At 53.3% G+C, this 22,787-nt stretch carries 21 protein-coding genes; 15 read left to right on the top strand and 6 right to left on the bottom strand.

Translation table 11 applies throughout. The features are described 5' to 3' along the window. Positions 1-19: 19 nt before the first annotated feature. On the bottom strand, positions 20-799 hold the full coding sequence (gene ygiD / locus ACMHXH_RS00235; protein ID WP_071476014.1) for a 4,5-DOPA dioxygenase extradiol: 780 nt from the start codon (positions 797-799) through the stop codon (positions 20-22). Between the two features lie 406 nt (positions 800-1,205). On the opposite strand from ygiD, the gene ACMHXH_RS00230 reads away from it, so the two are divergent. Beyond that, complete coding sequence (locus ACMHXH_RS00230) at positions 1,206-2,381, top strand: type III PLP-dependent enzyme (RefSeq protein ID WP_039035229.1); 1,176 nt, start codon at positions 1,206-1,208, stop codon at positions 2,379-2,381. A gap of 67 nt (positions 2,382-2,448) precedes the next feature. On the opposite strand, the gene ACMHXH_RS00225 is transcribed toward ACMHXH_RS00230, so the two are convergent. Beyond that, positions 2,449-2,661 carry a YdcH family protein gene (locus ACMHXH_RS00225; RefSeq protein WP_039035228.1) on the bottom strand — a complete coding sequence of 71 codons (213 nt, stop codon included), beginning with the start codon at positions 2,659-2,661 and terminating at the stop codon, positions 2,449-2,451. Between the two features lie 307 nt (positions 2,662-2,968). Between ACMHXH_RS00225 and udp the strand changes: the two genes are divergently transcribed. Beyond that, the gene (udp, locus tag ACMHXH_RS00220; protein ID WP_025011557.1) at positions 2,969-3,727 is read left to right on the top strand and encodes a uridine phosphorylase; all 759 of its coding nucleotides are present in this window, start codon (positions 2,969-2,971) and stop codon (positions 3,725-3,727) included. 63 nt (positions 3,728-3,790) lie between these two features. Here udp and ACMHXH_RS00215 read toward each other — a convergent pair whose 3' ends face one another. Then, on the bottom strand, positions 3,791-4,543 hold the full coding sequence (locus ACMHXH_RS00215) for an outer membrane protein OmpK (RefSeq protein WP_335912535.1): 753 nt from the start codon (positions 4,541-4,543) through the stop codon (positions 3,791-3,793). A gap of 413 nt (positions 4,544-4,956) precedes the next feature. Here ACMHXH_RS00215 and ACMHXH_RS00210 point away from each other — a divergent pair, with 413 nt between their 5' ends. The 5 genes from ACMHXH_RS00210 (at position 4,957) to ACMHXH_RS00190 (ending at position 8,271) form a co-directional block, all read left to right on the top strand. Then, a complete protein-coding gene (locus tag ACMHXH_RS00210; RefSeq protein WP_039035226.1) occupies positions 4,957-5,418 on the top strand; it encodes an NfeD family protein in 462 nt (153 codons plus the stop codon). Between the two features lie 22 nt (positions 5,419-5,440). Then, the gene (locus tag ACMHXH_RS00205) at positions 5,441-6,367 is read left to right on the top strand and encodes an SPFH domain-containing protein (RefSeq protein ID WP_039035225.1); all 927 of its coding nucleotides are present in this window, start codon (positions 5,441-5,443) and stop codon (positions 6,365-6,367) included. Then, complete coding sequence (locus ACMHXH_RS00200; RefSeq protein ID WP_039035224.1) at positions 6,364-7,320, top strand: SPFH domain-containing protein; 957 nt, start codon at positions 6,364-6,366, stop codon at positions 7,318-7,320. The genes ACMHXH_RS00205 and ACMHXH_RS00200 overlap by 4 nt, the downstream gene beginning before the upstream one ends. A 420-nt stretch (positions 7,321-7,740) precedes the next feature. Continuing rightward, a complete protein-coding gene (locus ACMHXH_RS00195) occupies positions 7,741-7,995 on the top strand; it encodes a hypothetical protein (protein WP_335912533.1) in 255 nt (84 codons plus the stop codon). Positions 7,996-7,998: 3 nt separating this feature from the next. Beyond that, positions 7,999-8,271: a PH domain-containing protein gene (locus ACMHXH_RS00190; protein WP_335912546.1), complete on the top strand. Its 273-nt coding sequence runs from the start codon at positions 7,999-8,001 to the stop codon at positions 8,269-8,271. Positions 8,272-8,325: 54 nt separating this feature from the next. Here the strand turns inward: ACMHXH_RS00190 and rarD are convergent, their stop codons facing one another. Together rarD and ACMHXH_RS00180 are read right to left on the bottom strand one after the other, a co-directional pair. Continuing rightward, the gene (gene rarD, locus ACMHXH_RS00185; RefSeq protein ID WP_039035222.1) at positions 8,326-9,210 is read right to left on the bottom strand and encodes an EamA family transporter RarD; all 885 of its coding nucleotides are present in this window, start codon (positions 9,208-9,210) and stop codon (positions 8,326-8,328) included. Positions 9,211-9,316: 106 nt separating this feature from the next. Then, positions 9,317-9,781, bottom strand: a complete 465-nt coding sequence (locus ACMHXH_RS00180; RefSeq protein WP_044733531.1) for a thioesterase family protein — start codon at positions 9,779-9,781, stop codon at positions 9,317-9,319. Between the two features lie 204 nt (positions 9,782-9,985). Between ACMHXH_RS00180 and recQ the strand changes: the two genes are divergently transcribed. Beyond that, entirely contained in the window at positions 9,986-11,773 is a 1,788-nt protein-coding gene (gene recQ, locus ACMHXH_RS00175; RefSeq protein ID WP_413737482.1) for a DNA helicase RecQ, read from the top strand. Here recQ and ACMHXH_RS00170 read toward each other — a convergent pair. Then, positions 11,755-13,518: a diguanylate cyclase domain-containing protein gene (locus tag ACMHXH_RS00170; RefSeq protein ID WP_335912529.1), complete on the bottom strand. Its 1,764-nt coding sequence runs from the start codon at positions 13,516-13,518 to the stop codon at positions 11,755-11,757. The two genes, recQ and ACMHXH_RS00170, sit on opposite strands and share 19 nt — an antisense overlap. Positions 13,519-13,997: 479 nt before the next feature. On the opposite strand from ACMHXH_RS00170, the gene leuA reads away from it, so the two are divergent. The 7 genes from leuA to glpK all read left to right on the top strand — a co-directional run bounded on the left by leuA (position 13,998) and on the right by glpK (position 22,708). Further along, complete coding sequence (gene leuA / locus ACMHXH_RS00165) at positions 13,998-15,566, top strand: 2-isopropylmalate synthase (protein ID WP_071476019.1); 1,569 nt, start codon at positions 13,998-14,000, stop codon at positions 15,564-15,566. Then, positions 15,563-16,657: a 3-isopropylmalate dehydrogenase gene (leuB, locus tag ACMHXH_RS00160; RefSeq protein WP_039035217.1), complete on the top strand. Its 1,095-nt coding sequence runs from the start codon at positions 15,563-15,565 to the stop codon at positions 16,655-16,657. The genes leuA and leuB overlap by 4 nt, the downstream gene beginning before the upstream one ends. Continuing rightward, positions 16,657-18,066: a 3-isopropylmalate dehydratase large subunit gene (leuC, locus tag ACMHXH_RS00155; RefSeq protein WP_335912527.1), complete on the top strand. Its 1,410-nt coding sequence runs from the start codon at positions 16,657-16,659 to the stop codon at positions 18,064-18,066. Before leuB ends, leuC begins: the two co-directional genes overlap by 1 nt. Before the next feature lies 1 nt (position 18,067). Further along, a complete protein-coding gene (gene leuD / locus ACMHXH_RS00150; RefSeq protein ID WP_144362119.1) occupies positions 18,068-18,673 on the top strand; it encodes a 3-isopropylmalate dehydratase small subunit in 606 nt (201 codons plus the stop codon). A gap of 508 nt (positions 18,674-19,181) precedes the next feature. Further along, entirely contained in the window at positions 19,182-20,528 is a 1,347-nt protein-coding gene (locus ACMHXH_RS00145) for an outer membrane protein transport protein (RefSeq protein WP_335912525.1), read from the top strand. A gap of 178 nt (positions 20,529-20,706) precedes the next feature. Beyond that, positions 20,707-21,177, top strand: a complete 471-nt coding sequence (locus ACMHXH_RS00140; RefSeq protein WP_071476023.1) for a nuclear transport factor 2 family protein — start codon at positions 20,707-20,709, stop codon at positions 21,175-21,177. A 25-nt stretch (positions 21,178-21,202) separates the two neighbouring features. Then, the gene (glpK, locus tag ACMHXH_RS00135) at positions 21,203-22,708 is read left to right on the top strand and encodes a glycerol kinase GlpK (protein ID WP_335912523.1); all 1,506 of its coding nucleotides are present in this window, start codon (positions 21,203-21,205) and stop codon (positions 22,706-22,708) included. Positions 22,709-22,787 lie beyond the last annotated feature (79 nt).

Genomic DNA, 22,787 nt, shown 5'->3' with positions numbered 1-22,787 from the left:
GCCCTTGGCAGCTAGAGCTTCAGCCGAGCTGCAGACTCAACATACTGATAGCCCCCATCTCCAGGCTGTTGTTGAACAGCAGCCTGCGCTCTCCCGGGAAGGCGCTTCCCAATAAATAAAACAGCGGCTGCAGATGCTCATCTGTTGGATGACACAGCTCGGCGGTGTTGGCATCGACCAGGGTTTTATAGTCCAGCAGCGCTGAGTATTCTTCTGCCAATAAACTGTCGGCAACCGCTTGATTAAACCGGGTCGCCCAAGGCCGTGGTGGGCTGCCTGGTGCCAGGACGCGCAGATTGTGGACCACATTGCCTGAACCTATGATCAGTACGCCTTGCTCGCGCCAATGCCTTAACTCGCGTCCAAGCTGAAATTGCTGCTGCGCTCTGAGGTTTTGATCCAGACTCAGCTGAAATACCGGAATATCGGCCTCGGGGTAGAGGTGAACCAAGGCCGACCAACTGCCATGATCCAACCCTTGCGAATTGATACGAGTGACAGGAATGCTCAAACTGGCAGCAACCTGCTCTGCCAACTCCGGCGCGCCGACGGCCGGGTACTGCATGGCAAAGAGCTCGGCGGGAAAACCGCCGAAATCATGTATGGTTTGCGGCCGACGTGCGGTGGAAATAACTGTGCCCCGTGTCAACCAATGGGCCGAAAGTAATAATATCGCTCTGGGCCTGGGGAGTGTTTGTCCCAGCTTTTGCCACTGCTGTGTGGTGGTGTTGTTTTGCAAAGCGTTCATCGGGCTGCCATGGCCCAGAAACAGCGCCGGCATTATCTGTGTTGCGGACATAGAGTCTCCAAATCAGCTATCGGATGCAGCTCCTGACATATCTGCATTCAGCTTACCCGGATGCTCGATTGAAAATAATCGCAAAATACTCGCTATATACTTCCATTAAATCGAATATCCGGTGCACTTTTGTTTGCCGCTATGCTTTACCTGTAGCCGTTTGCTTTGAAGCACCTTCAAGCGAGCAGCAATCATGGTTTGTATTTGAGGGTGAAAGTAGTAATTGCATGATTCTTAATGGTTTTAATTTGTAGTCGTTAGGGTTTGAATTTTTGGAATAAAAAATTATTTTTAATGTATAAAAATTCATTGCCTGGGAGGCTGAAATAGCGTTTACTGCGCTGGATTTTAATCCGCATCGGCGAGGCTGTTCGCCGCGCTTGAATGTCGAGGAGACACAGGGCCAATGAGCCAATTTCAATCTATTGATGTTGCTGATTATTATGACAATGAAACCTTTGAGCGTATCAAAGCTTTTGCCAGTGATAAGGTGACACCTTTTGTGGTGATAGATACCAAGATCATCGCGAAACAGTATGATGATATGGTGCAGAGCTTTCCCTTTGCTAGCGTTTATTATGCAGTGAAGGCCAACCCGGCACCTGAGATCCTCAGCTTGCTGCGTGATAAGGGGGCCAATTTTGATATAGCCTCCATCTATGAGCTGGATATGGTGATGGAGTTGGGTGTTTCCCCCGAGCGGATAAGCTATGGCAATACCATTAAAAAACGCAAGGATGTCAGAGCTTTCTACCAGCGTGGCGTGACTATGTTTGCCTCAGACTCAGAGGCCGATCTGCGGATGATTGCCGAAGAGGCCCCTGGGGCCAAGGTTTATGTGCGGATCCTCACCGAAGGGACTGAAACCGCCGATTGGCCTTTGTCGCGTAAGTTTGGCTGTCAGAACGAGATGGCCTATGAGCTTTTGGTGCTGGCCAAGGAGTTGGGGTTAAAGCCATACGGCTTGTCGTTCCATGTGGGCTCTCAGCAACGGGATATTGGGGCTTGGGACGCGGCTATCGGTAAGGTGAAGGTGATATTTGACCGGCTCAAAGAGGAACACGGCATAGTGCTGGAGATGATCAATATGGGCGGCGGCTTTCCGGCCAACTATATCGACAAGACCAATAGTCTTACCACTTACGCCGAGCAGATCATTCATTTCCTCAAAGAAGATTTTGGTGAGCAGTTGCCCAAGATAGTGCTGGAACCCGGGCGCTCCTTGATTGCCAATGCCGGAGTGTTGGTCTCTGAGGTGGTGCTCATCAGCCGTAAGTCCAACACGGCACTGGAGCGCTGGGTATTTACCGATGTCGGTAAGTTTTCCGGGCTGATTGAGACTATGGACGAAGCGATTAAGTTTCCGATTTACACTGAGGCTCAAGGGGAGCTGCAACCTTGCGTCATTGCCGGGCCTACCTGCGATAGCGCCGATATAATGTATGAACAGTACAGTTATGGGTTGCCAGAGGAGTTGGCTATCGGCGATAGGCTTTATTGGTTGACCACTGGCGCTTATACCACCACTTATTCGGCTGTGTGCTTCAATGGTTTTCCGCCTTTGCAAGACTACTACTTGTAATCCTGGCTAGGGTTTTAGCCTAAATTGATTTACACAGGGTGCCAATTGGCACCCTATCTGTTTGGGGTTAATTGTTCGCCTTGAGGATGGCGAAAACTTGTTCTTTCAACTCCAGTTTACGCTTTTTCATCTCTTTGACTTCTTGGGTAAATTCACTGGATAGTTGGCTTTCCTTATTCTTTATCTCTTTATCCAGCAGATTGTGTTCATCAAAAAGCTTCTGAAAATGGCTATCGCTGTTCTTGAGGCTGGTGATCAGATCGCGGTATTCCGGAAACATTGGCGCACTCCTGTTGGTTGGGGGATTAGTGTTAACCCTACTCTGTTTGAAATGACGAATTTGTGACCTTGATCAACGGAAAGATTAACCGTTTGGTGGAGGTGAGAGAGGCCTTTTACTGCTATGCTTTCGAACAAGTTGCGGTAAAAATAGTCAGACAATTGTAGCCAACTTGGTAACTCTTTTACGGCTTAATATTTAATTATTGCCGTAAAATCTGTGATCAAGTTAATCTTATCCGCTTCCATACTGGGATAGAGTCTCGTTGAGACGAATTTTACAATCAAAATTGAAAGGGGTTTTCACTATGGCTGATGTATTTCACTTGGGTTTGACCAAGCAGATGTTGGATGGCGCCACACTGGCTATTGTGCCCGGCGATCCTGAACGAGTTAAACGTATCGCTGAATTGATGGATAAGCCGACTTTTTTGGCAAGCCATCGTGAATACACCAGCTATCTGGCTTATCTTGATGGTAAGCCGGTGGTGATTTGCTCTACCGGTATTGGTGGTCCTTCGACTTCCATCGCAGTGGAAGAGCTGGCGCAATTGGGGGTTAATACTTTCCTGCGTGTCGGTACTACAGGTGCAATTCAGCCTCATGTGAATGTGGGCGATGTGATAGTGACTCAAGCTTCTGTGCGTCTCGATGGTGCCAGCTTGCACTTTGCACCAATGGAGTTCCCTGCTGTGGCTAACTTTGAGTGTACCACCGCCATGGTTGCCGCCTGTCGTGACGCCGGAATTGAACCACATATTGGGGTTACAGCCTCATCCGACACCTTCTACCCGGGGCAGGAACGCTATGATACCGTTAGTGGCCGGGTAACCCGCCGTTTTGCCGGTTCAATGAAGGAGTGGCAGGAGATGGGCGTACTCAACTACGAAATGGAGTCGGCGACTCTGTTCACCATGTGTGCCTCTCAAGGCTGGCGTGCTGCTTGTGTGGCCGGTGTGATTGTCAACCGTACCCAGCAAGAGATCCCCAATGAGGCAACCATGAAACAAACTGAAGTCAGTGCGGTTTCCATTGTGGTCAACGCCGCCAGAAAACTGCTGGCCTAGGCCTAATAGGTAAAAATGGAAAAGGCGCTCAACGAGCGCCTTTTTAATGAAGCATGATCCGGCTCAGAAATGGTACTGAGCTATTACCGAATAGGTGTTCTGGTCGACACCGTCTACACCATACTTGTTCTGCCAGTAATCATATTCAATACCCACCAAGAGTTTATCCTTTTTGGCTTCACCAAAGAGTGTGGCGCCCAGGTCATATTTTATCTGGGGGTTGATGTGGATATTTTCTTTGTAGCCGTCTTCATCGGCGGCGAATACCCAGTCAATAAAGCCGTCGAAAACAATCTTGCTGTTGCCCACGGGAATGTCCATACGGAACACCGGAGTCAATTGCCAGCCATCGCTGAGATTGGCGCTGTTTTGGGCGTCACGGCGATAGGTGTTGAGTTGGAAATAGGTGAAGTAGGGCAGTTTGAGATCCATGCCGACACCGTAGAGTAGCGTCTCAACCGGGCCTTCACCCTCTTCAAACGTCAGCGCCAGCGACAGGTCGGTTACCGGACCGAAACCCACAGGTTCGCCGAGAATTTTACCGGCACTGAAGCGGGTAGAGATCTCACCATAGGTAGTATTGTCTTTGCCGCCATTGTGGCCGTTGAAATTGATAAAGTCCTGAAACACAAACCAGTCACCGTATTTCCAGCCACCGGCGGTTTCCAGGGTAAAAGTGGTTTGTTTGTCGGATGGTGCCAGGTCATAGTCCTGGCCATAGAGTGCGGTTACATTGATATCCCACCATTGCACCAGAGGTTCGCTGAATGCTTGAGGCGAGAGTAACAGAGCTGCACACAGGCAGATTTTTTTCATCTTAGAGTATCCCTTTGGTAGAGTCAGAAGCGGTTTGCTGTTGTGCCGGCAGCTATCTGTTGACGAAATATTTCGTCAAGGCTGAATTCTGTGATTCGATTGCCGGTCAAAAAGCCATGGCAATATAGGGAAAAATTGCGTTGGACTCAAAGCTTTTTTAACTGGCAGAAATACTTGTTACTTAATAATATTTTTGAATTTATTCAATGACTTAACTTGTATTTTGGGAGCTGTTGATTCGAGGCGGGTTAACGGGGATGTAAAGAAAAGTTGAATTTTGTGAGCTGAAAGTCATTTGTGCGGCTCATTCAAGGTCGTTTCAATTGCCCGTCATGACATATTATGTCGCCAAGGTGCGTAACTGCTGATATAGTGCTGAGAATGGATACTTGATTTTTGGGGGGGAGGGATATATGGCATCTTCGGATCCCATGCTTTATTGGGCCTTAGTCGGTATAGTGCTGATGCTGGCCGAACTGATACTGCCTGGCGGGATAGTAGTATTTCTCGGCGCGGCTTGTCTGGTGGTTGCCGGGGCTATCTGGGTGGGTTTGGTTGATGGCTTGGCCCAAAGCCTAACCCTGTGGTTTATCTCCTCAATCGTTTTGTTATTGAGCTTCAGGCAACTGACTCAACGCTTGGTGGGAGGGGACTCTCACGTTGGCAATACTGACGAAGAGCTGGATCTGTTTAATTTGCCGGCTCGGGTCAAGGAAACTATTGGGCCGGGTGAAAAAACCGGTCGCGTCGAATTTCAGGGGGCGGATTGGCCTGCACTGGGAGACGGCTCGGAGATCCCGGCCGGCACTCGGGTGAAGATCATCTGTCGCGACAATATTGCGCTGGTCGTGGAACCATTAGACGACTCTGAATAATCAATCAAGCAGGAAGGACTCTATGTTTGCATTTACCATTTTTATACTCTTTGTTCTGTTTATTCTCTATAAGCTGATGTTGATTGTGCCCATGCGTGAGGTGCATGTCATTGAGCGTTTGGGAAAATTCCGTACAGTGTTGCAGCCTGGCTTTCACTTTTTAATCCCTTTTTTCGATCGAGTGGCTTATCGCCACGATACCCGTGAGCAGGTGCTTGATGTACCGCCGCAGAGCTGTATCTCCAAGGACAATATCCAGCTGGAAGTCGACGGCCTGGTTTACCTCAAAGTGATGGACGGTAAGCTGGCAAGCTATGGGATTGAAGATTACCGCATGGCGGCGGTAAATTTGGCGCAAACCACCATGCGTTCCGAGATAGGTAAGTTGAGCCTGAGCCAAACTTTCTCAGAGCGTGACGCGCTCAACGAGGCAATTGTCCGCGAAATTGACAAGGCGTCCGATCCCTGGGGGATCAAGATGCTCAGATATGAAATCAAAAACATTAGCCCATCCAGGCATGTGATCCACACCCTGGAGAAGCAGATGGAAGCCGAGCGCCGCAAGCGCGCTGAAATCACCCTGGCCAGCGCCGAGAAAGAAGCGATGATCAATCTGTCTCAGGGTGAGCGGCAGGAAGCGATTAACATCTCAGAGGGCCAGAAACAGAAACGCATCAACGAGGCTCAAGGTACGGCGCAGGAGATTGCGATTGTTGCCAACGCCCAAGCCGAGAGTATGGCCATGATTGCCAAGGCGCTGGCGGTCAACGGCGGGAACGAGGCGATGAACATGCAGCTCAAGGAACAGTTTATCGAACAGGTCGGTGAGATCTTGCAGAAGGCCGATATTTCTGTGGTTCCCACTGAACTGGCGAAGATGGAAGGTTTTTTCGAGGGTATTCAGCAAGTCAGCAATACAGCTGCCGGTAGCAAAGGAGCGCGCAAATGAATCTGGGACAGATAGATACCGACATGGTCGTACTGGGGATCTGGGGTCTTATTTTTCTGGTCTTTATCATCAAGCTGTTTCAGTCGATTCGCTTGGTGCCAACCAAATCCGCCTATATTGTGGAGCGTTTGGGTAAATATCATATGACCCTGGATGCCGGTTTCCATGCGCTGCTGCCATTTATTGATAAGGTTGCCTATATCCATGACCTTAAAGAAGAAACCATAGATGTACCGCCTCAGGAATGTTTCTCCAGCGATGAAGTGAATGTCGAAGTCGATGGGGTTATCTATATTTCTGTGGTGGACCCGGTTAAAGCCAGCTACGGGGTAACCGATTATCGTTATGCTGCGATTCAGCTGGCGCAAACAACCACTCGCTCTGTGATAGGTACTCTGGAGCTGGACCGCACCTTTGAAGAGCGCGACTTGATTAGTGCCAAGGTGGTAGAGGTACTGGATCAGGCCGGTGCCACCTGGGGGATTCGGGTGCATAGATATGAGATCAAGAATATTACGCCGCCGGAAACCGTGAAAAACGCCATGGAGATGCAGGTCAATGCCGAGCGTGAACGCCGGGCATTGCTGGCCAAGAGTGAAGGCGATAAGCAGAGTAAGATCAATCGCTCCGAGGGTTTGAAACAGGAGATGATCAACCACTCAGAGGGTGAGATGCAGCGCCGAATCAACGAGGCCGAAGGTAAGGCCGAGGAGATACTGGCGATTGCCCGCGCTACTGCAGGTTCGATAGAGAAGTTGGCCGAAGTGATCGCTGCGCCCGGTGGCAAAAACGCACTGCGGATGCAACTGGGTGAGCAGTATCTGGCGCAGCTCAGTGGTCTGAGCAAGCCTGGCAGTAAGATAGTCCTGCCGGGGAACATGGTGGACTTTGAATCCTGGATGGCCTCAATCGGGCTGACTGAAGAGAATGATACCATTCCACCCAGGAGTTAATTTAATCCTCTAAGAATGGAAAGGTGGGGATGCGGCTAAGGATATACATTGTCCGGCGCCGTATCCGTGCCCGTTTGATGCGTCTTGCAGGTACTTGTCAGCCACGTGATTATTTACCAGATTGTTTAGTTCTAGGTTTTAGCTTGCGACTCGAATGAGTGCCGTAGTTTCCGGTAGTGTAAACATACTCCAAAGTTGCTGGGTTATGGATTCTGTTTATATATCAAGCCCCTGCATTTTAAAATTATCCACTCCTTCTTTGAATTAAAGTCTTGCAGACCACATTAAGGCCCTGTTCGGGCTTTGATTTCAGTTTTAGTCGGGCAGCGCTTTTTATTACTGCGAGATTTTATTTTTGACATATTATGTCTTTCAAACCTAAGCTAAGGCCACTTATGCCTATCCATTAAGGAGCAAGAGATGAACAGTGGAAGTTACGAGTTGGCGCCATTGACCGGCGTCGCCATTGGCAGCTTTATCGCCTTGATACTGATGTTGGCGGCTATATTGCTGTTTATCCGCAGGCGAAAGATGCCGACAACGGCCAAGAGCGCCGCCTCGGGTTTGCTGTTGGTAACATTGGCGGGTTCTGTGTGGGTATTTTGGCAGGCGCAGGCATCCAAGGTGGAATTGACGGCTCAAAGCCTGGTGATCGAGGTGCCTTTCTACGGTTAGAGCCTGGCTCCTGAGCATCTGCGTATCTCAGAGTCGAAAGTGATTAAGCTCGGCGATGCCAGTGGCCCCAAGCTTGGCATGCGTACCCAGGGCATAGGTCTGCCCGGTTACACCCTGGGGTGGTATCGGCTCAATGATGGCAGCAAAGCGTTTGTGGCTCTGACGGAAAAAGACAGCGTTTTGTTGTTGCCGACCGACCTTGGTTACAGCCTGCTGCTGAGTATGCCTGAAGCGGAGAGTTTGCTTAAGGGACTGGGGCAGAACCTGCCGGGATAAACGTTGAATATTGCTTAACCGGCCCGGAAACTCCATCCGGGCCGATTGTACTTGTTACCTGCGAGAGCGTTTTTGCAGCATATCCAAAGTAAACACCACCAGGGCGGCCCAGATAAAGCCGAAGGTAATGCTCTTTTCGATATCGAAGGGTTCATCGAACAGGGTCACCGCCATGATAAACATGATGCTGGGGCCAATGTACTGGAAGAAGCCCAGCATGATCAGCGGGATCCGCACTGCCGCACCGGCAAAGCACAGCAAGGGGATGGTGGTGATGATACCGGCAGCCATCAGCAGCAGGTTGAGATCCCAACTGTTGCTGAGCATATTGGCGCTGGCTTCACCGGTGCCCAGCAGTAAAAAGCCCAGCGCTGCCGGCATTAACACTGCAGTTTCGACCAAAAGTCCTGTCTTGGCGTCGACATTGACCTTCTTGCGCAGCAGGGCGTAGAAACCGAAGGAGGCTGCGAGCCCCAGGGATACCAGCGGAATTGAGCCGAAGGAAACCAGCTGGATCACCACCCCGGCAGCGGCAAGCGATACCGCAACCCATTGCAGTTTTCCGAGTCGCTCCCCCAGAAACAGCATGCCGAGCATCACATTGAACAGCGGGTTGATAAAGTAGCCCAGGCTGGCATCCAGCATATGATCATTGTTGACCGCCCAGATAAACAGCAGCCAGTTGCCGGCGATAAGAATCGAAGTCAGCAGCAGTACCGCCAACTGTTTCGGGCGCTTGAGTAACAGCCTGAGCTGTCCGAAACCACCGATAAATTGCATCAGGACCCCCATAAAGACGAAGGACCAGATGATGCGGTGCAACAGGATCTCGGGGGCCGAGACATGATGCAGCAACTTGAAGTACAGCGGCGCAAAGCCCCAAAAAATATAAGCGCAAAGGGCGAGAATGACCCCCTTGCGGTATTCGGTTTCAGGCATAGGTACTACACAATGACGAAAAGGAGAGAAGGGCGATTGTAGGGGGCAAAGCCCCTCGGCTCAAGTTATCGACAACAGATTCAGTGTTTGAGTTTTAAACAGCCACTCAGCCGACCATGTAAGTCCCTGTACCAAAAGCGATATGGCTGCCTTTTTCATTATGCAGCTCCATTCGACAGACAGAGACCCTGTTGCCGGCACGGATCACTGTTCCTGTGCCACTGAAGACTTCTCCCCAGCCGGGGCGCAGATAGTCGACCCTGAGATCTATGGTGCTCAGGGTTTGCAGTCGCTGTTGCAGCTGCTCCACTGTCCAGTTGTCGCGACTAATAACCAAGCCGGAGAATGCCGTCAGGCCGCCAACCACATCCAGCACGGTTGCGGTAACCCCGCCATGGAGTATTTTTTGATGTATGTTGCCGATTAGCTCCGGCTTCATTTTGATCTCCACTTCGACACCAGAGGCGTCGTATCGGCGGATCCCAAGGCCGAGAAGATTGTGAAAAGGCACGTGTTTATCAAATACTTCTGCTACCTTGGCGAGTACTTCGGCTTGAATGTCCTGGCTCATAGGGCTTCCTGCGGTTGTTGTTTTTTAGAGCAATCAATCTAACGCTAATATGACCGTTTGCCTAGTCCGGGCGGAAAAATCCCCTCTTGGCTGGCACTCTGGTGTTGGCTTCATTTAGAATAGCGTCCTCTTCTTTGGACACAGACAGTCATGGATCAGCCGCTGAGTATCGCTCCCGAGAGCCTAAATCATCCCCAAGACCCTATGCAGCAAGCCTTGCAGCAGGTGTTCGGCTACCGGACTTTCCGTGAAGGGCAGCGCCAGGTGATTGAACGTGTGATGGCCGGGGAAGACTGCATGGTGATCATGCCCACCGGCGGCGGCAAGAGTCTGTGTTACCAACTGCCCGCATTGTTGATGCCAGGGCTGACTCTGGTGGTTTCGCCGCTGATCTCCCTGATGAAAGATCAGGTCGACAGCCTGCTGCAGACCGGAGTCAATGCCGCTTATCTCAACTCATCCCTGCCCAGGGAGCAGAGCCTCAAGGTGCTGCGCCAGTTGCATCAGGGGGAGATCCGCCTGTTATATGTCTCGCCGGAGCGCTTGCTGCAGCATGAGTTTATTGAACGGCTGCAATCCCTGCCGCTGTCGATGTTTGCCGTGGATGAGGCGCACTGTATCAGCCAGTGGGGCCATGATTTTCGCCCCGAATATGCCCAGCTTGGCCGCCTGAAACAGCTGTTTCCCGGCGTGCCTGTGATGGCGCTGACCGCCACCGCCGACAAGGCGACCCGGGAAGATATCTGCCAGCGGCTCAATATCGCCCCCTATGTGCTTCTTTCCAGCTTTGATAGGCCGAATATTCGCTACACAGTGGCGGAAAAGCTCAACGCCGCCAATCAATTGCGTCAGTTTATTGCCGCGCAGAACGGCGCCGCCGGGATTGTTTATTGCTCCAGCCGCCGCCGGGTCGATGAAGTGGCCGAAAGGCTGCGGTTACAGGGCTATGCCGCCGAAGGCTATCATGCAGGTATGAGCGGTGACGAGCGCGCCAGTGTCCAGGACAGATTTCTCAAGGAACAGTTGGATATAGTGGTGGCCACGGTCGCCTTCGGCATGGGGATCAACAAGTCCAACGTGCGTTTTGTGGTGCATTACGATCTGCCCAAGAGCATAGAGGCCTACTATCAGGAAACCGGCCGCGCCGGGCGAGATGGCCTCGAGGCCGAAGCCTTTATGCTGTTCGAGCCCGCCGATATCGGCCGGGTGCGCCACCTGATTGAGCAGGGGGAACCCGGGCCGCAGCAACAGGTGGAACTGCATAAACTCAATACCATGGCGGCCTTTGCCGAAGCCCAGACCTGCCGCCGCCAGGTGTTGCTGCACTACTTTGATGAACCGGCGCTGGAGCCCTGCGGTAACTGTGATATCTGCCTGGACCCGCCGAAACGCTACAACGGTACCGAGGATGCACAGAAGGTGTTGTCCTGCATATATCGCTTGGGGCAGAGGTTTGGCATGAACCAGTTGATTGAGGTGCTCAGAGGCTCCAAGTCCGCCGCCGTGGTCGACAGGGGGCACGACAAGTTATCCACTTGGGGCGTCGGCAAAGACAAGAGCCATGAACACTGGCTCAGTGTGACCAGGCAGCTTATCCATCTTGGGCTGGCGAGCCAGGATATTACCCGCGGCTCGAGTATTCGCCTGAATCCGGCCGCCAGGCCTGTGCTCAGGGGCGAAGTTGCACTGATGTTGGCCGAACCCAGAATTGACCTGCATGTTACCCGCAGGCGCAGTGTCAGCAGCAAGGCGCCACTCAATTACAATCGCAAGCTGTTTGCCCGTCTCAAGCAGTTAAGGCGCAGCATAGCCGAAGAGCAGGACGTCCCACCCTATCTGGTATTCAACGATGCAACCCTGGCGGAAATGGCGGCGATTTTGCCTACCAGTCAGGGCGAGATGTTGGCGGTCAATGGTGTTGGTGAGCGCAAGTTGGCCCGCTTTGGCGATCAGTTTCTTGACGAGATAGAGGCTTATCTCGCCGGTGACTGATGTTGCTCGGCGGCTTTCTGCTGGCTGAGTTGGTTGACTCCGGCACGCTTCACCAGGCTATCCAGGGTATCGGGCTGCTGCAGCGAGGCTACTCCAATAGGTACACAGTGATCTGCTTGCCAGCTCTGCACTATCGGCTTGAGTTGCTCGCTGACCTGCAAGGCGCCCTGAACCGAGGTGTAGGGCAGCAGGATCACTATCTCATCCATGCTGTAGCGCAGCAGTCTGTCGTGCTCTCTGAGTTTCTGTTCCAGCGCCCGCTGCAGGGCGGAAAGATCCACCTGACGTATATGGCTGGTACTCAGCAGCAGCAGGCTCAAGGGGTAGTTGCCCTTTTTGGCACTGCTGAGCATAACATCTAACTGCTGGGCCACCGGTAGTCTTTCCAGCGCCACAGTGCTCGGTTGTTGCCAGCGGTTACGGCAACTGACCAACCAGAATAGTGTACCTATGATGGCGAGCGCCAGCACTGAAATGGCGCCGTAGGCTTGGCTCAGTTTGGAGCGCTGATCGGCACTGGCAAGACGAATGTTCTGCTGGGTTTCTACCTGCAGCTGCTCCTGCTGGCTGAGCCTGGCCTTGTATTGCATAAAGCGGGTGTTGTTGAGCTGTTTTTGGGCCTCGGCCGCAGCCTGGGCCGCCAGTTTCATCGCCTCGTATGCCGGCTTAAACTCTGCTTTTTCGGCGTAATAGTCACTGATAAGCTGTTGGGTGTAGGCCACTTCATCGGCCAGTTGCAGTTGCTCGGCCTGCTGCGCTGCTTGCATCAGTAGCCTTATGCCTTCATCGTCGTTGCGCTGGGCGAGACGTACCCTGGCCAATAGCCGGGTAGCACGCATATAGTTGTTTACTTTGCCTTGTTTTTCATAGGTTTGCAGGGCAATGCCCACTAACTCATCGGCGATCTCGGTTCTGCCCCTAGCGAGTTCTATCACGGCTATCTGGCTGTAACTGTTGGCAAGTTCCAGCGGTGAGCCTATCTCGGGCAACAGAATTTTGGACTGTTTCAGCAGGCTGTCGGCTTGGGCTGTATTCTCCTGCGCCAGCGCGACTCCGGCGGCCATCAATAACAGCACATGGCGCACTTTGCCTTTGGCTTCATCTGTGTCCAGTGCCAACTTGAGGTAGTAAGCCGCTTGGCGCAGGTCGCCGGTGGAATACATCAGGCTGGCCATGTCGCCGTAAACATAGGCCAGAGGCGGCGATAACCAGGACGGATTCTGACTGCTGATATCCGGGTAGATGTCCAGCGCCAGGCGCAGATCTTCAATGGCGGTGCCATAATTGCCAAGGTCGTTCTCCAGCTGGCCCTTGAGTCTCAAGGCGTTGACCAGAGCCTGGGGTTGGTTGTGGTGTTTGGCCTGTTCAATGGCGCCGTCGAGTAACAGCAGTGATTGCTTCAGATCGTCGAAATTGGCATAGGCATCGGCGCGGCAGATTTGAAAATAGCTTTTGGCCTGTTCCAGCCTTAGCTGCCTGGCTCTGGCTTCCCCCAGTTCTGCCAGATTGATGGCGGCGCCGTTGTCTCCTAATTGCAGGAGTGCTTCACATTTAAATAGCTGTAATCTCAGCATTTGGGCCTGACTCAACTCGGAGGCCTGACGCTCAAGTTCATTGATTTGGGTCAGCGCCAGCGTAGGATACTGATAGAGGGTGTTGGCCAGAGTGTCCAACCGCTCCGCGGCCCAAAGCGCGCCAGAAAATGACCACAGGAGCAAGCTCAGTGCCAAGAGGCGAAAATCCATTTTTTCTCCGCTGAGTGAAGGTGAGTTTTGCCGGGCGAAACCGTGTTGGGATAATAACTATTTTTTATCATTTTTGGCACAAAAAATGATGCTATCGGCAAGATTTTATTCATCTATTTAGCTTTGGAGCGCCAAGGCTGGAATGGTGCAAATCAGCACGTTAAGCCGAAATTTTCAACTGATGCTGAGAAATATAGGCTTGACAGCGGGTAAGCTGGCAGTTAATTATTGAACTTCTTGAACCCGGTGGGAAGAATATAAACCCACTTCAAACGAATTTTTATCTGGTATAGAACGGCTAAATGAACCCACAAATGCAACTGTCTCTCCTCCTCCTTACTCTCGCAGCCACTGCGCGGAGGAGCTAGACTTGCACGTCGATTAGCAAGCCAGAACTCAAAACCCCGCGCCAGAAACCGCGGGGTTTTTTGTTTCTGGCACGGGAAAAATCAATCGAAACCCCTGAATGGAGAATCCAGATGTCTGACAGAGTGTTTATTTTCGATACCACCTTACGGGACGGCGAGCAGGCGCTGGCTGCCAGCCTGACAGTGAAAGAAAAACTGCAGATAGCTATGGCTCTCGAGCGCCTGGGGGTCGACATCATGGAGGTAGGGTTCCCGGTTTCCTCTCCCGGCGACTTTGAGTCGGTACAGACCATAGCCCGGACCATCAAAAACAGCCGGGTTTGTGCCCTGTCGCGGGCACTGGAGAAAGATATCGACGCCGCGGCCCAGGCCTTGTCAGTCGCGGATCAGTTCCGCATTCATACCTTTATTTCAACCTCAAATATCCATGTGCAGAGCAAACTGAAGCGCTCCTTCGACCAAGTGCTGGAGATGGCGGTAGGGGCGGTGAAGTATGCCAGGCGTTTTACCGATGATGTGGAGTTTTCCTGCGAAGACGCCGGCCGGACCCCGATAGATAATCTGTGTCGCATGGTCGAGGCGGCCATTGATGCCGGTGCCCGCACCATCAATATTCCGGACACAGTGGGCTATACCCTTCCCAGCGAGTTCGGCGGCATTATTCAAACCCTGTTCAACCGGGTGCCCAATATCGATCAGGCGGTGATCTCTGTGCACTGCCACGACGATTTGGGGTTGTCGGTCGCCAACTCCATCATGGCGGTGCAGCAGGGGGCCCGGCAGATTGAGTGTACCGTCAACGGCATAGGTGAGCGGGCCGGTAACTGTTCACTGGAAGAGATCGCCATGATCCTGGCGACCCGCAAGGATATTCTGGGGCTGGAGACAGGCATCAAGGCTCAGGAAATTCACCGCACCTCCTCCATGGTGAGCCAGTTATGCAATATGCCTATTCAGGCCAACAAGGCGATAGTGGGCGCCAATGCCTTTACCCATTCATCCGGTATCCATCAAGACGGCATGTTAAAGGCGCAAAACACCTATGAAATCATGACACCTGAGAGCATAGGCCTGAATCGCAATCACCTGAATATGACCTCACGCTCCGGCCGCCATGTGATCAAGCATCGAATGGAGCAGATGGGTTATTCAGAGCAGGATTATTCATTGGATCAGCTGTACGACGCCTTCCTGAAACTGGCCGACAAGAAGGGCCAGGTGTTCGACTATGACCTGGAAGCCTTGGTGTATATGGAGGGCCGGGCGGCGGCCGACGACCACTTCCAGTTGCAGCAGCTGGTGGTGCAATCCGACTCTACCGAGGGCATGGCCACCGCCACTGTACGTATTGAAGCCGCCGGTGAGGTAGTGACCGAAGCCGCCACCGGCAATGGCCCTGTGGATGCTGCCTATAAGGCGATAGCCCGCGCCAGCGGTCAGAGCGTGGATATCTGCAGCTATAAGTTGAGCGCCAAAGGCGAAGGCCAGAATGCGCTGGGGCAGGTGGATATTACGGCTCAGTACCAGGGGCGCAATTTCCACGGTGTCGGCTTGGCTACCGATGTGGTCGAGGCTTCGGCCGCGGCCCTGGTGCATGTGATGAACCTTATTCAGCGTGCCGACCAGGTGGCGGATCATAAACAGAAAATACAACAGAGAAAGGAGTTGGGTGGCGTATGAGTTATCAGATAGCGGTATTGGCCGGCGACGGCATAGGCCCGGAAGTCATGGCCCAGGCCCGAAAGGTGCTGACGGCGGTAGAGCAACGCTTCGACCTGGCAATGGAGTACGCCGAATATGATGTCGGCGGCATAGCGATAGATAACCATGGCTGCCCATTGCCGGCATCGACCCTGGCCGGATGTGAAGCGGCAGATGCAATTTTGTTTGGCTCGGTCGGCGGCCCCAAATGGGAAAAACTGCCTCCCAATGAACAACCCGAGCGCGGCGCGTTGTTGCCGCTGCGGGGCCATTTCGGCTTATTCAGTAACCTCAGACCGGCCAAGTTACATCAGGGGCTGGAACATCTGTCGCCGCTGCGCGCCGATATCTCGGCCAAAGGGTTTGATGTGCTGTGCGTACGTGAACTGACCGGCGGTATCTACTTTGGCAAACCCAAGGGACGTCAGGGGGAGGGCGAGAGTGAAGAGGCGTTTGACACCATGAGATACAGCCGCGCCGAGATCCGCCGAATCGCCCATATCGCCTTCGAGGCCGCCCGTGGCCGCCGCGGCAAGGTGACGTCGGTCGACAAGGCCAACGTGCTGGCCTGCTCGGTACTTTGGCGTGAAGTGGTCGAGCAGGTCGCGAGCGAGTATCCGGATGTGGAACTGGAACATATCTATATCGATAACGCCACCATGCAACTGCTGCGTCGCCCCTGGGACTTTGATGTGATGCTGTGCTCCAACCTGTTCGGCGACATACTTTCCGATGAAATCGCCATGTTGACCGGCTCCATGGGGCTGTTGTCATCGGCTTCCATCAACAGCAGTGGTTTTGGTCTCTATGAACCGGCCGGTGGCAGTGCCCCGGATATTGCCGGCAAGGGGATTGCCAACCCGGTAGCGCAGATCCTGTCGGCGGCCTTGATGTTGCGCCACAGTCTGCAGCAGGAAGAAGCGGCGGCAGCGATAGAGCGCGCCGTTGGCAAGGCGCTGGCAGATGGCTTCTTTACCTGTGAGTTGCTGGCGCCGGAGCAGCGGCATAATGCCAAGACCACGGCAGAGATGGGTGACTATATCGCCAATGCGATTCGGGAGGGGGTGTAATGGGCAAGACATTGTATGAAAAGGTGTGGGATGCCCACCTGGTGGCGACGCCGACGGGAGAAGCGCCGATTATTTACGTCGACCGTCATCTGGTGCACGAGGTGACCTCGCCCCAGGCCTTCAGTGGCCTGAAGATGGCCGGGCGCACACTTCGGGCACCGGATAAGACTTTTGCCACCATGGATCACAACACCTCGACCAAGAGCGCCAGTCTGGACGCCTTGAGCCCCATGGCGCGCACTCAGGTTGAAACCCTGGCACAAAACTGTCGTGAATTCGGTGTGCGTCTGTATGACATTCACCACCCCAATCAGGGCATAGTGCATGTGATGGGGCCAGAGCTGGGCATTACCCTGCCGGGTACGGTTATTGTCTGTGGCGATTCCCATACCGCTACCCACGGTGCCTTTGGCGCGCTGGCCTTTGGTATCGGCACCTCTGAGGTGGAGCATGTGCTGGCCACCCAAACGCTGCGGCAGCTCAAGGCCAAGACCATGAGAGTTGAGGTCAAGGGACAACTGGGCGAGGGCATTACTGCCAAGGATGTGGTGTTGGCGATTATCGGCAAGATAGGCATGGATGGCGGCACCGGCTATGTGGTGGAGTTTTGCGGTGACGCGATTCGCGCCCTGTCGATGGAGGGGCGCATGACGCTGTGCAACATGGCGATTGAGATGGGTGCCAAGGCCGGCATGGTCGCGCCGGATGAAACCACGTTCGCCTATCTTGAGGGGCGTCAGTTTGCGCCCAAGGGCACCGATTGGGATGCCGCCCTGGCAGCCTGGAAGACGCTCAAGTCTGATGAAGATGCCGTATTCGATGCCTATGTGGAGTTGGAAGGCAGTGAAATCGCGCCGCAACTGACCTGGGGCACTAATCCGGGCCAGGTGGTGGCCATAGATAAACCTGTGCCTAACCCCGCCGAGGAGGCCGATGCCACAGTGCGCGGCAGTATGGAAAAGGCGCTGAATTATATAGGGTTGACGCCGGGTACCCTGATGACGGATGTGGCCATCAACAAGGTCTTTATCGGTTCATGCACCAATTCACGTATCGAAGATCTGCGCAGCGCCGCGGCGCAGATCCGCGGTCGGCGGGTGGCTGACGGCGTGACCGCCATAGTGGTGCCTGGCTCGGGACAAGTAAAGGCTCAGGCCGAAGCCGAAGGGCTGGATAAACTGTTTGTCGAGGCCGGGTTTGAATGGCGCTTGCCGGGCTGCTCCATGTGCCTGGCGATGAATGATGATCGCCTGGAAAGCGGCGATCGCTGCGCCTCAACCAGTAACCGCAACTTTGAGGGGCGGCAGGGGCGCGGCAGTCGTACCCATCTGGTGAGCCCTGCCATGGCAGCCGCTGCCGCCATTGCCGGTCACTTTGTCGATATCCGCCACGCTGGCCAGGAGAAATAAAATGCAGGCTTTTACTATTCATCAGGGAATTGCGGTGCCATTGGATAGCGCCAATGTGGATACGGATCAGATCATCCCCAAACAGTTTCTATCCAAGGTCACCAAGGATGGCTTCGGTGTCCATCTTTTTCACGACTGGCGCTATCTGGACGATGCCGGTGAGCAGCCGGATCCTGCCTTTGTGATGAATCAGCCCAGATATCAGCGAGCCTCCATTTTACTGGCGCGGGAAAACTTCGGTTGTGGTTCCAGCCGTGAACACGCGCCTTGGGCCCTGGCCGATTATGGTTTGCGGGTGATTATTGCGCCCAGCTTTGCCGATATCTTTTACGGCAATGCCATCAATAATGGGTTATTGCCGGTGATCCTTGAGGCCGCTGAGGTGCAGCAGTTATTTGAGGAGGTAACGGCGACCGAAGGCAGTGAAATCAAGGTTGACCTGCAGCAGTGTCAGGTTGTTTCACCCTCCGGGAAACGCTTTGTATTTCAACTGGCTGAATCTGCCCGTCATAAGCTGCTCAATGGATTGGATGCTATCGGCCTGACTCTGTCCCATGAGCAGGCCATTGCCGATTATGAAGCCGGGCTGCCGGGCTGGCGGGCCTGATCCAATCTGTATATTCAGCGTACACTTGTACAAGAGCAGACCAGTGGCTTGGTAACTGGGCTGCTCTCTTGTGTTCCAAACAAGTATGTTGACCGTCTTAAACTATAATTTGTCATTTAAAAACAATTGTTTGATTGTTTTATCTATAGGGCGGCAGACTAGAGCTTTGAATGCTTAGTGATTTATGCTGTTTGTCTGGTTTAAATTAAGTGAACAAGTGTTTTTATGGGTTTTTGTTTTAGTTGTATTATTTTTCAATAGTTTATGTTGATTTTATAGTGATTTTTCAATCCTTTTTAGCAAACATTAATGCCATTTATTCTCTGTTTTAAGCACTCTTGAAGTGATCTTTGTCACTTTCTTGTCTTTATGTGGTGATTTTTTTGGTGTTTTACTCTGTTTTTTGCCTTCTGCTTGCAAAGATATTCTGTGTCAGTAAACTGCGCCGCAACAAAATGGAGTGATTACTCTATTTAGAAATTGCTAAATGAACAGGCAGAGAATAACAATGAAGAAACAACTTATTGCTGTCGCCATTGCGGCCAGCTTTGTGGGTGCAACGACTCAGGTACAAGCGGCGGGTTTCCAACTGGCGGAATCTTCCGCGACCGGACTTGGACGAGCCTTCGCCGGTGAAGCGGCCATGGCCGATAACCCAGCGGTTCAGGGGCGTAACCCTGCCATGCTCAGCTATCTTGAAGGTCGGCAGATCTCTGCCGGGGCCATCTATGTGATGCCGGACGTTGACGCCACAGGCCAGGTTTCGCTGGCATCTCCTTTGCTGCCGCAATCTATCACCATGAATGCCGATGCGCTCGATGTGGCAGACAACGCCGCAGTACCTAACTTCTATTACTCCAACCAGCTCAACGACAGCTGGACCTGGGGCCTGGCTCTGAACTCCAACTATGGTTTGTCTACCGAACTGCCGGCCGCCCATGCGGCCTCCATTTTCGGTAACAAGACAGCCATTACCACAGTAGAGCTGAATACCAATATCGCTTACCGTATTGATGAGCGTTTCACTGTGGGTGCCGGTTTGCGCGGCGTATATGGTGACGGTGAAATCGGTGCTTCGGTTCCAGGCTGGATTGAAGGTGTTCGTGCCATCCCTGGCTTGCCTGCAGAGGTGACCTCGCGTTTGCCTGCCGCCGGCACTGAGCTTAAGCATCTGGAAGGCGATGATTTCGGTTATGGATGGCAGCTGGGGGCCAGCTGGCAGATCAACCCTGATCATCGCTTGGGCATCGCCTATCACAGCCACGTTGAGCTGGATCTGGACGGTCAGGCGCGCGGCCTGGTCTATACAGGCGGTAATGCCGAGGTGGATGGTTACCTGCCATTGGAGTTGCCGGCATTTGCCGAGCTGGCTTCTTACCATCAGTTGACCGACAACTGGGCGATGCATGCCAGCATCAACTGGACCGACTGGAGCGTGTTCAACAAGCTGGTGGCGTATTTCCCCGGCGAGCAGAAGCCTGTCGGTGGCCTGGAATCCGATCTGGTTAAGGAAGAAAACTTCAAAGACAACTGGCGCTTTGCTCTGGGTACCAGCTACCAGCTGAACAACGCATGGTTGCTGCGTGCCGGTGTTGCTCTGGATAAGACAGCGGTTGACGATGAATACCGTACCATCACTATTCCAGATACCGACCGTCTCTGGTTCAGTGTCGGTGCCGGTTATGCGCCCAGCAAGAACCTGACAGTGGATCTGGGTCTGACCTATATCCGTGCCCACGGTGATGCTCCTATCACAGAGACTCAAGATTTGATGGGCCTGGCTCAGGTTGCCTTCCAGGGCGATGCCAGCGGCCACGTCTGGTTGGCGGGTCTGCAAGTGACCTACAAGATGTAATACCATTCCAGCCAAGGAATGAGACAAGAGCCCCGCCGAGCGGGGCTTTTTCATATCTGTCAGGCAGGCCAGATCGGCTTGATGGTCACCAAGGTTAGATCTAAGGCTGTTTTATACTTGGCGTGGCCGGTCTCAGGGCTTATATTCATGCTATTGCCAACAAAAGAATAATAAGCCCATGAAATATCCATTCTTGTTTGCCAGCGCTATCTCACTGATTTCAATGCCGAGTTTGGCCGAGTCCGATCCTGTCAGTTTGTTTATTCAGGGGTTCAATGAGCAAAAGATTGAGCTGATGCTGGCGCAAACCACCGAAGAGGTGACTTGGTTTAATGTCAGCATCACCAAGGTCGATCTGCAGGCTTCCGGGCATTCGGAGTTGGGCGCGGCGATGACCGACTATTTTCAAACTTTGCCGGGGGCCAAGGCCAGTATTCTTGGCTCGCTGAGTTCGGGTAACTATGTCAGCACCTTGGAAAAGGTCAGCTGGCAACAGGATGGCGAACAACACAGCCAATGTAATATGGGCGTTTATAGCTTGAGGGGCGATAAGATTGCCGCCGTCTGGTATTACCCGGCGCAGGAGTGTGATATTCCCGAAGCGGAAATCGGCTTACCCCGGGGCGATCAGCCCTGGCAGCAAAATTAATTCAGCCACCCAAGAAAGCTTTCACGTGCAAAAAAAATATATTATTGCCCTGGATCAGGGCACGACCAGCTCACGGGCGATTATTTTCGATCAGCAGGCCAATATCGTGGCCGTCTCCCAGCGGGAGTTCAGTCAGCACTACCCACAACCCGGCTGGGTCGAGCATGATCCCATGGAAATCTGGGCATCCCAGAGTTCGACACTGATAGAAGTCATTGCCCGCGCCGGGATCCACAGTGACGAAGTGGCAGCCATCGGCATCACCAATCAGCGGGAAACCACTGTCATCTGGGATAAGCTCACGGGTAAGCCGATTGCCAACGCCATTGTTTGGCAGTGCCGGCGTAGCAAGGAGATCTGTGAGCAGCTCAAGGCCGAGGGGTTGCAGGACTATGTCCGCGACAATACAGGTTTGTTACTGGATCCCTATTTTTCAGCCACCAAGATTAAGTGGCTGCTGGATAATGTCGAGGGTGCCCGCGAGCGGGCCGAAAGAGGCGAGTTGCTCTTTGGCACTATCGACAGCTGGCTGGTATGGAAGCTGACCGAGGGCAAGGTGCATGTGACCGACCCCACCAATGCGTCGCGCACCATGCTCTACAACATCCACAAACAATGCTGGGATCAGACCCTGTTACAGGCGCTGGACATCCCTGCTTCGTTGTTGCCCGAGGTCAAGCCGTCTATGGCTGTTTATGGCACAACCCGGATTGCCGGTGAGGGCAGTGAAATTCTTATCGCCGGTATGGCCGGGGATCAGCAGGCGGCGCTGTTCGGCCAGCTGTGCGTCGAACCCGGCATGGCCAAGAATACCTATGGCACCGGCTGCTTTTTGCTGATGAACACAGGTGACAAGGCGGTGCGCTCAGAGCATGGGTTGCTGACCACAGTGGCTGTAGGCCCCAAGGGTGAGGTGCAATACGCGCTGGAAGGCTCGGTATTTATGGGCGGCGCGACCATACAGTGGCTGAGGGACGAGTTGGGGCTTATTCGTGATGCCCAGGACACAGAGTACTTTGCCTCCAAGGTAGAAGATACCAATGGGGTTTATCTGGTGCCGGCATTTGTTGGGCTGGGAGCCCCTTACTGGGATGCCAACGCCCGCGGCTCCTTGCAAGGATTGACCCGCGGGGTAAACCGCAACCACATCATACGTGCGGCGCTGGAATCCATCGCCTATCAGAGCCGGGATCTGCTGGATGCCATGAGTAAAGACAGCGCGGTTGCACTCAAGCAACTGAGGGTGGATGGCGGCGCCGTGAGTAACGACTTCCTGATGCAGTTTCAGGCCGATATCACAGATACTCAAGTACTGCGGCCGGCCTTGACCGAAACTACCGCCATGGGCGCGGCATTTTTGGCCGGTCTTGCCTGTGGTTTCTGGGGCTCGGTGGAAGATCTTTCTCACCGGAGCGATGTTGAACGTTGCTTCGAGCCGGCCATGGATGAAGGACGGCGGGAGCTGTATTACCGCGGTTGGCAAAAGGCGGTGGACAGGTGTCGCCACTGGCATGAAACCGAGGAACTGTGATGTGCCGGGCGGTTTCTTGTCGGCTGTTATTGTCTCCCATTGAATAGTGACTCAAAATAGTGCCCCAAAGACACCAAAG

The sequence above is a fragment of the Shewanella sp. BJSY2023SW001 genome (assembly GCF_047314685.1).
Classification (GTDB): domain Bacteria; phylum Pseudomonadota; class Gammaproteobacteria; order Enterobacterales; family Shewanellaceae; genus Shewanella; species Shewanella indica.
The sequence above is the reverse complement of the archived record's forward strand: the minus strand, read 5'-3'. Positions and strand labels throughout refer to the sequence as shown.

Bases quoted from the DNA above. Each gene is read 5' to 3' on its own strand.
- ACMHXH_RS00140 (WP_071476023.1), top strand. From the start codon at position 20,707: ATGAAATATCCATTCTTGTTTGCCAGCGCTATCTCACTGATTTCAATG.
- leuA (WP_071476019.1), top strand. From the start codon at position 13,998: ATGTCTGACAGAGTGTTTATTTTCGATACCACCTTACGGGACGGCGAG.
- ACMHXH_RS00195 (WP_335912533.1), top strand. From the start codon at position 7,741: ATGAACAGTGGAAGTTACGAGTTGGCGCCATTGACCGGCGTCGCCATT.
- ACMHXH_RS00145 (WP_335912525.1), top strand. From the start codon at position 19,182: ATGAAGAAACAACTTATTGCTGTCGCCATTGCGGCCAGCTTTGTGGGT.
- ACMHXH_RS00200 (WP_039035224.1), top strand. From the start codon at position 6,364: ATGAATCTGGGACAGATAGATACCGACATGGTCGTACTGGGGATCTGG.
- ACMHXH_RS00205 (WP_039035225.1), top strand. From the start codon at position 5,441: ATGTTTGCATTTACCATTTTTATACTCTTTGTTCTGTTTATTCTCTAT.
- ACMHXH_RS00170 (WP_335912529.1), bottom strand. From the start codon at position 13,518: ATGGATTTTCGCCTCTTGGCACTGAGCTTGCTCCTGTGGTCATTTTCT.
- rarD (WP_039035222.1), bottom strand. From the start codon at position 9,210: ATGCCTGAAACCGAATACCGCAAGGGGGTCATTCTCGCCCTTTGCGCT.
- leuC (WP_335912527.1), top strand. From the start codon at position 16,657: ATGGGCAAGACATTGTATGAAAAGGTGTGGGATGCCCACCTGGTGGCG.
- ACMHXH_RS00230 (WP_039035229.1), top strand. From the start codon at position 1,206: ATGAGCCAATTTCAATCTATTGATGTTGCTGATTATTATGACAATGAA.
- recQ (WP_413737482.1), top strand. From the start codon at position 9,986: ATGCAGCAAGCCTTGCAGCAGGTGTTCGGCTACCGGACTTTCCGTGAA.
- ygiD (WP_071476014.1), bottom strand. From the start codon at position 799: ATGTCCGCAACACAGATAATGCCGGCGCTGTTTCTGGGCCATGGCAGC.
- ACMHXH_RS00215 (WP_335912535.1), bottom strand. From the start codon at position 4,543: ATGAAAAAAATCTGCCTGTGTGCAGCTCTGTTACTCTCGCCTCAAGCA.
- ACMHXH_RS00225 (WP_039035228.1), bottom strand. From the start codon at position 2,661: ATGTTTCCGGAATACCGCGATCTGATCACCAGCCTCAAGAACAGCGAT.
- udp (WP_025011557.1), top strand. From the start codon at position 2,969: ATGGCTGATGTATTTCACTTGGGTTTGACCAAGCAGATGTTGGATGGC.
- leuB (WP_039035217.1), top strand. From the start codon at position 15,563: ATGAGTTATCAGATAGCGGTATTGGCCGGCGACGGCATAGGCCCGGAA.
- ACMHXH_RS00180 (WP_044733531.1), bottom strand. From the start codon at position 9,781: ATGAGCCAGGACATTCAAGCCGAAGTACTCGCCAAGGTAGCAGAAGTA.
- ACMHXH_RS00210 (WP_039035226.1), top strand. From the start codon at position 4,957: ATGGCATCTTCGGATCCCATGCTTTATTGGGCCTTAGTCGGTATAGTG.
- leuD (WP_144362119.1), top strand. From the start codon at position 18,068: ATGCAGGCTTTTACTATTCATCAGGGAATTGCGGTGCCATTGGATAGC.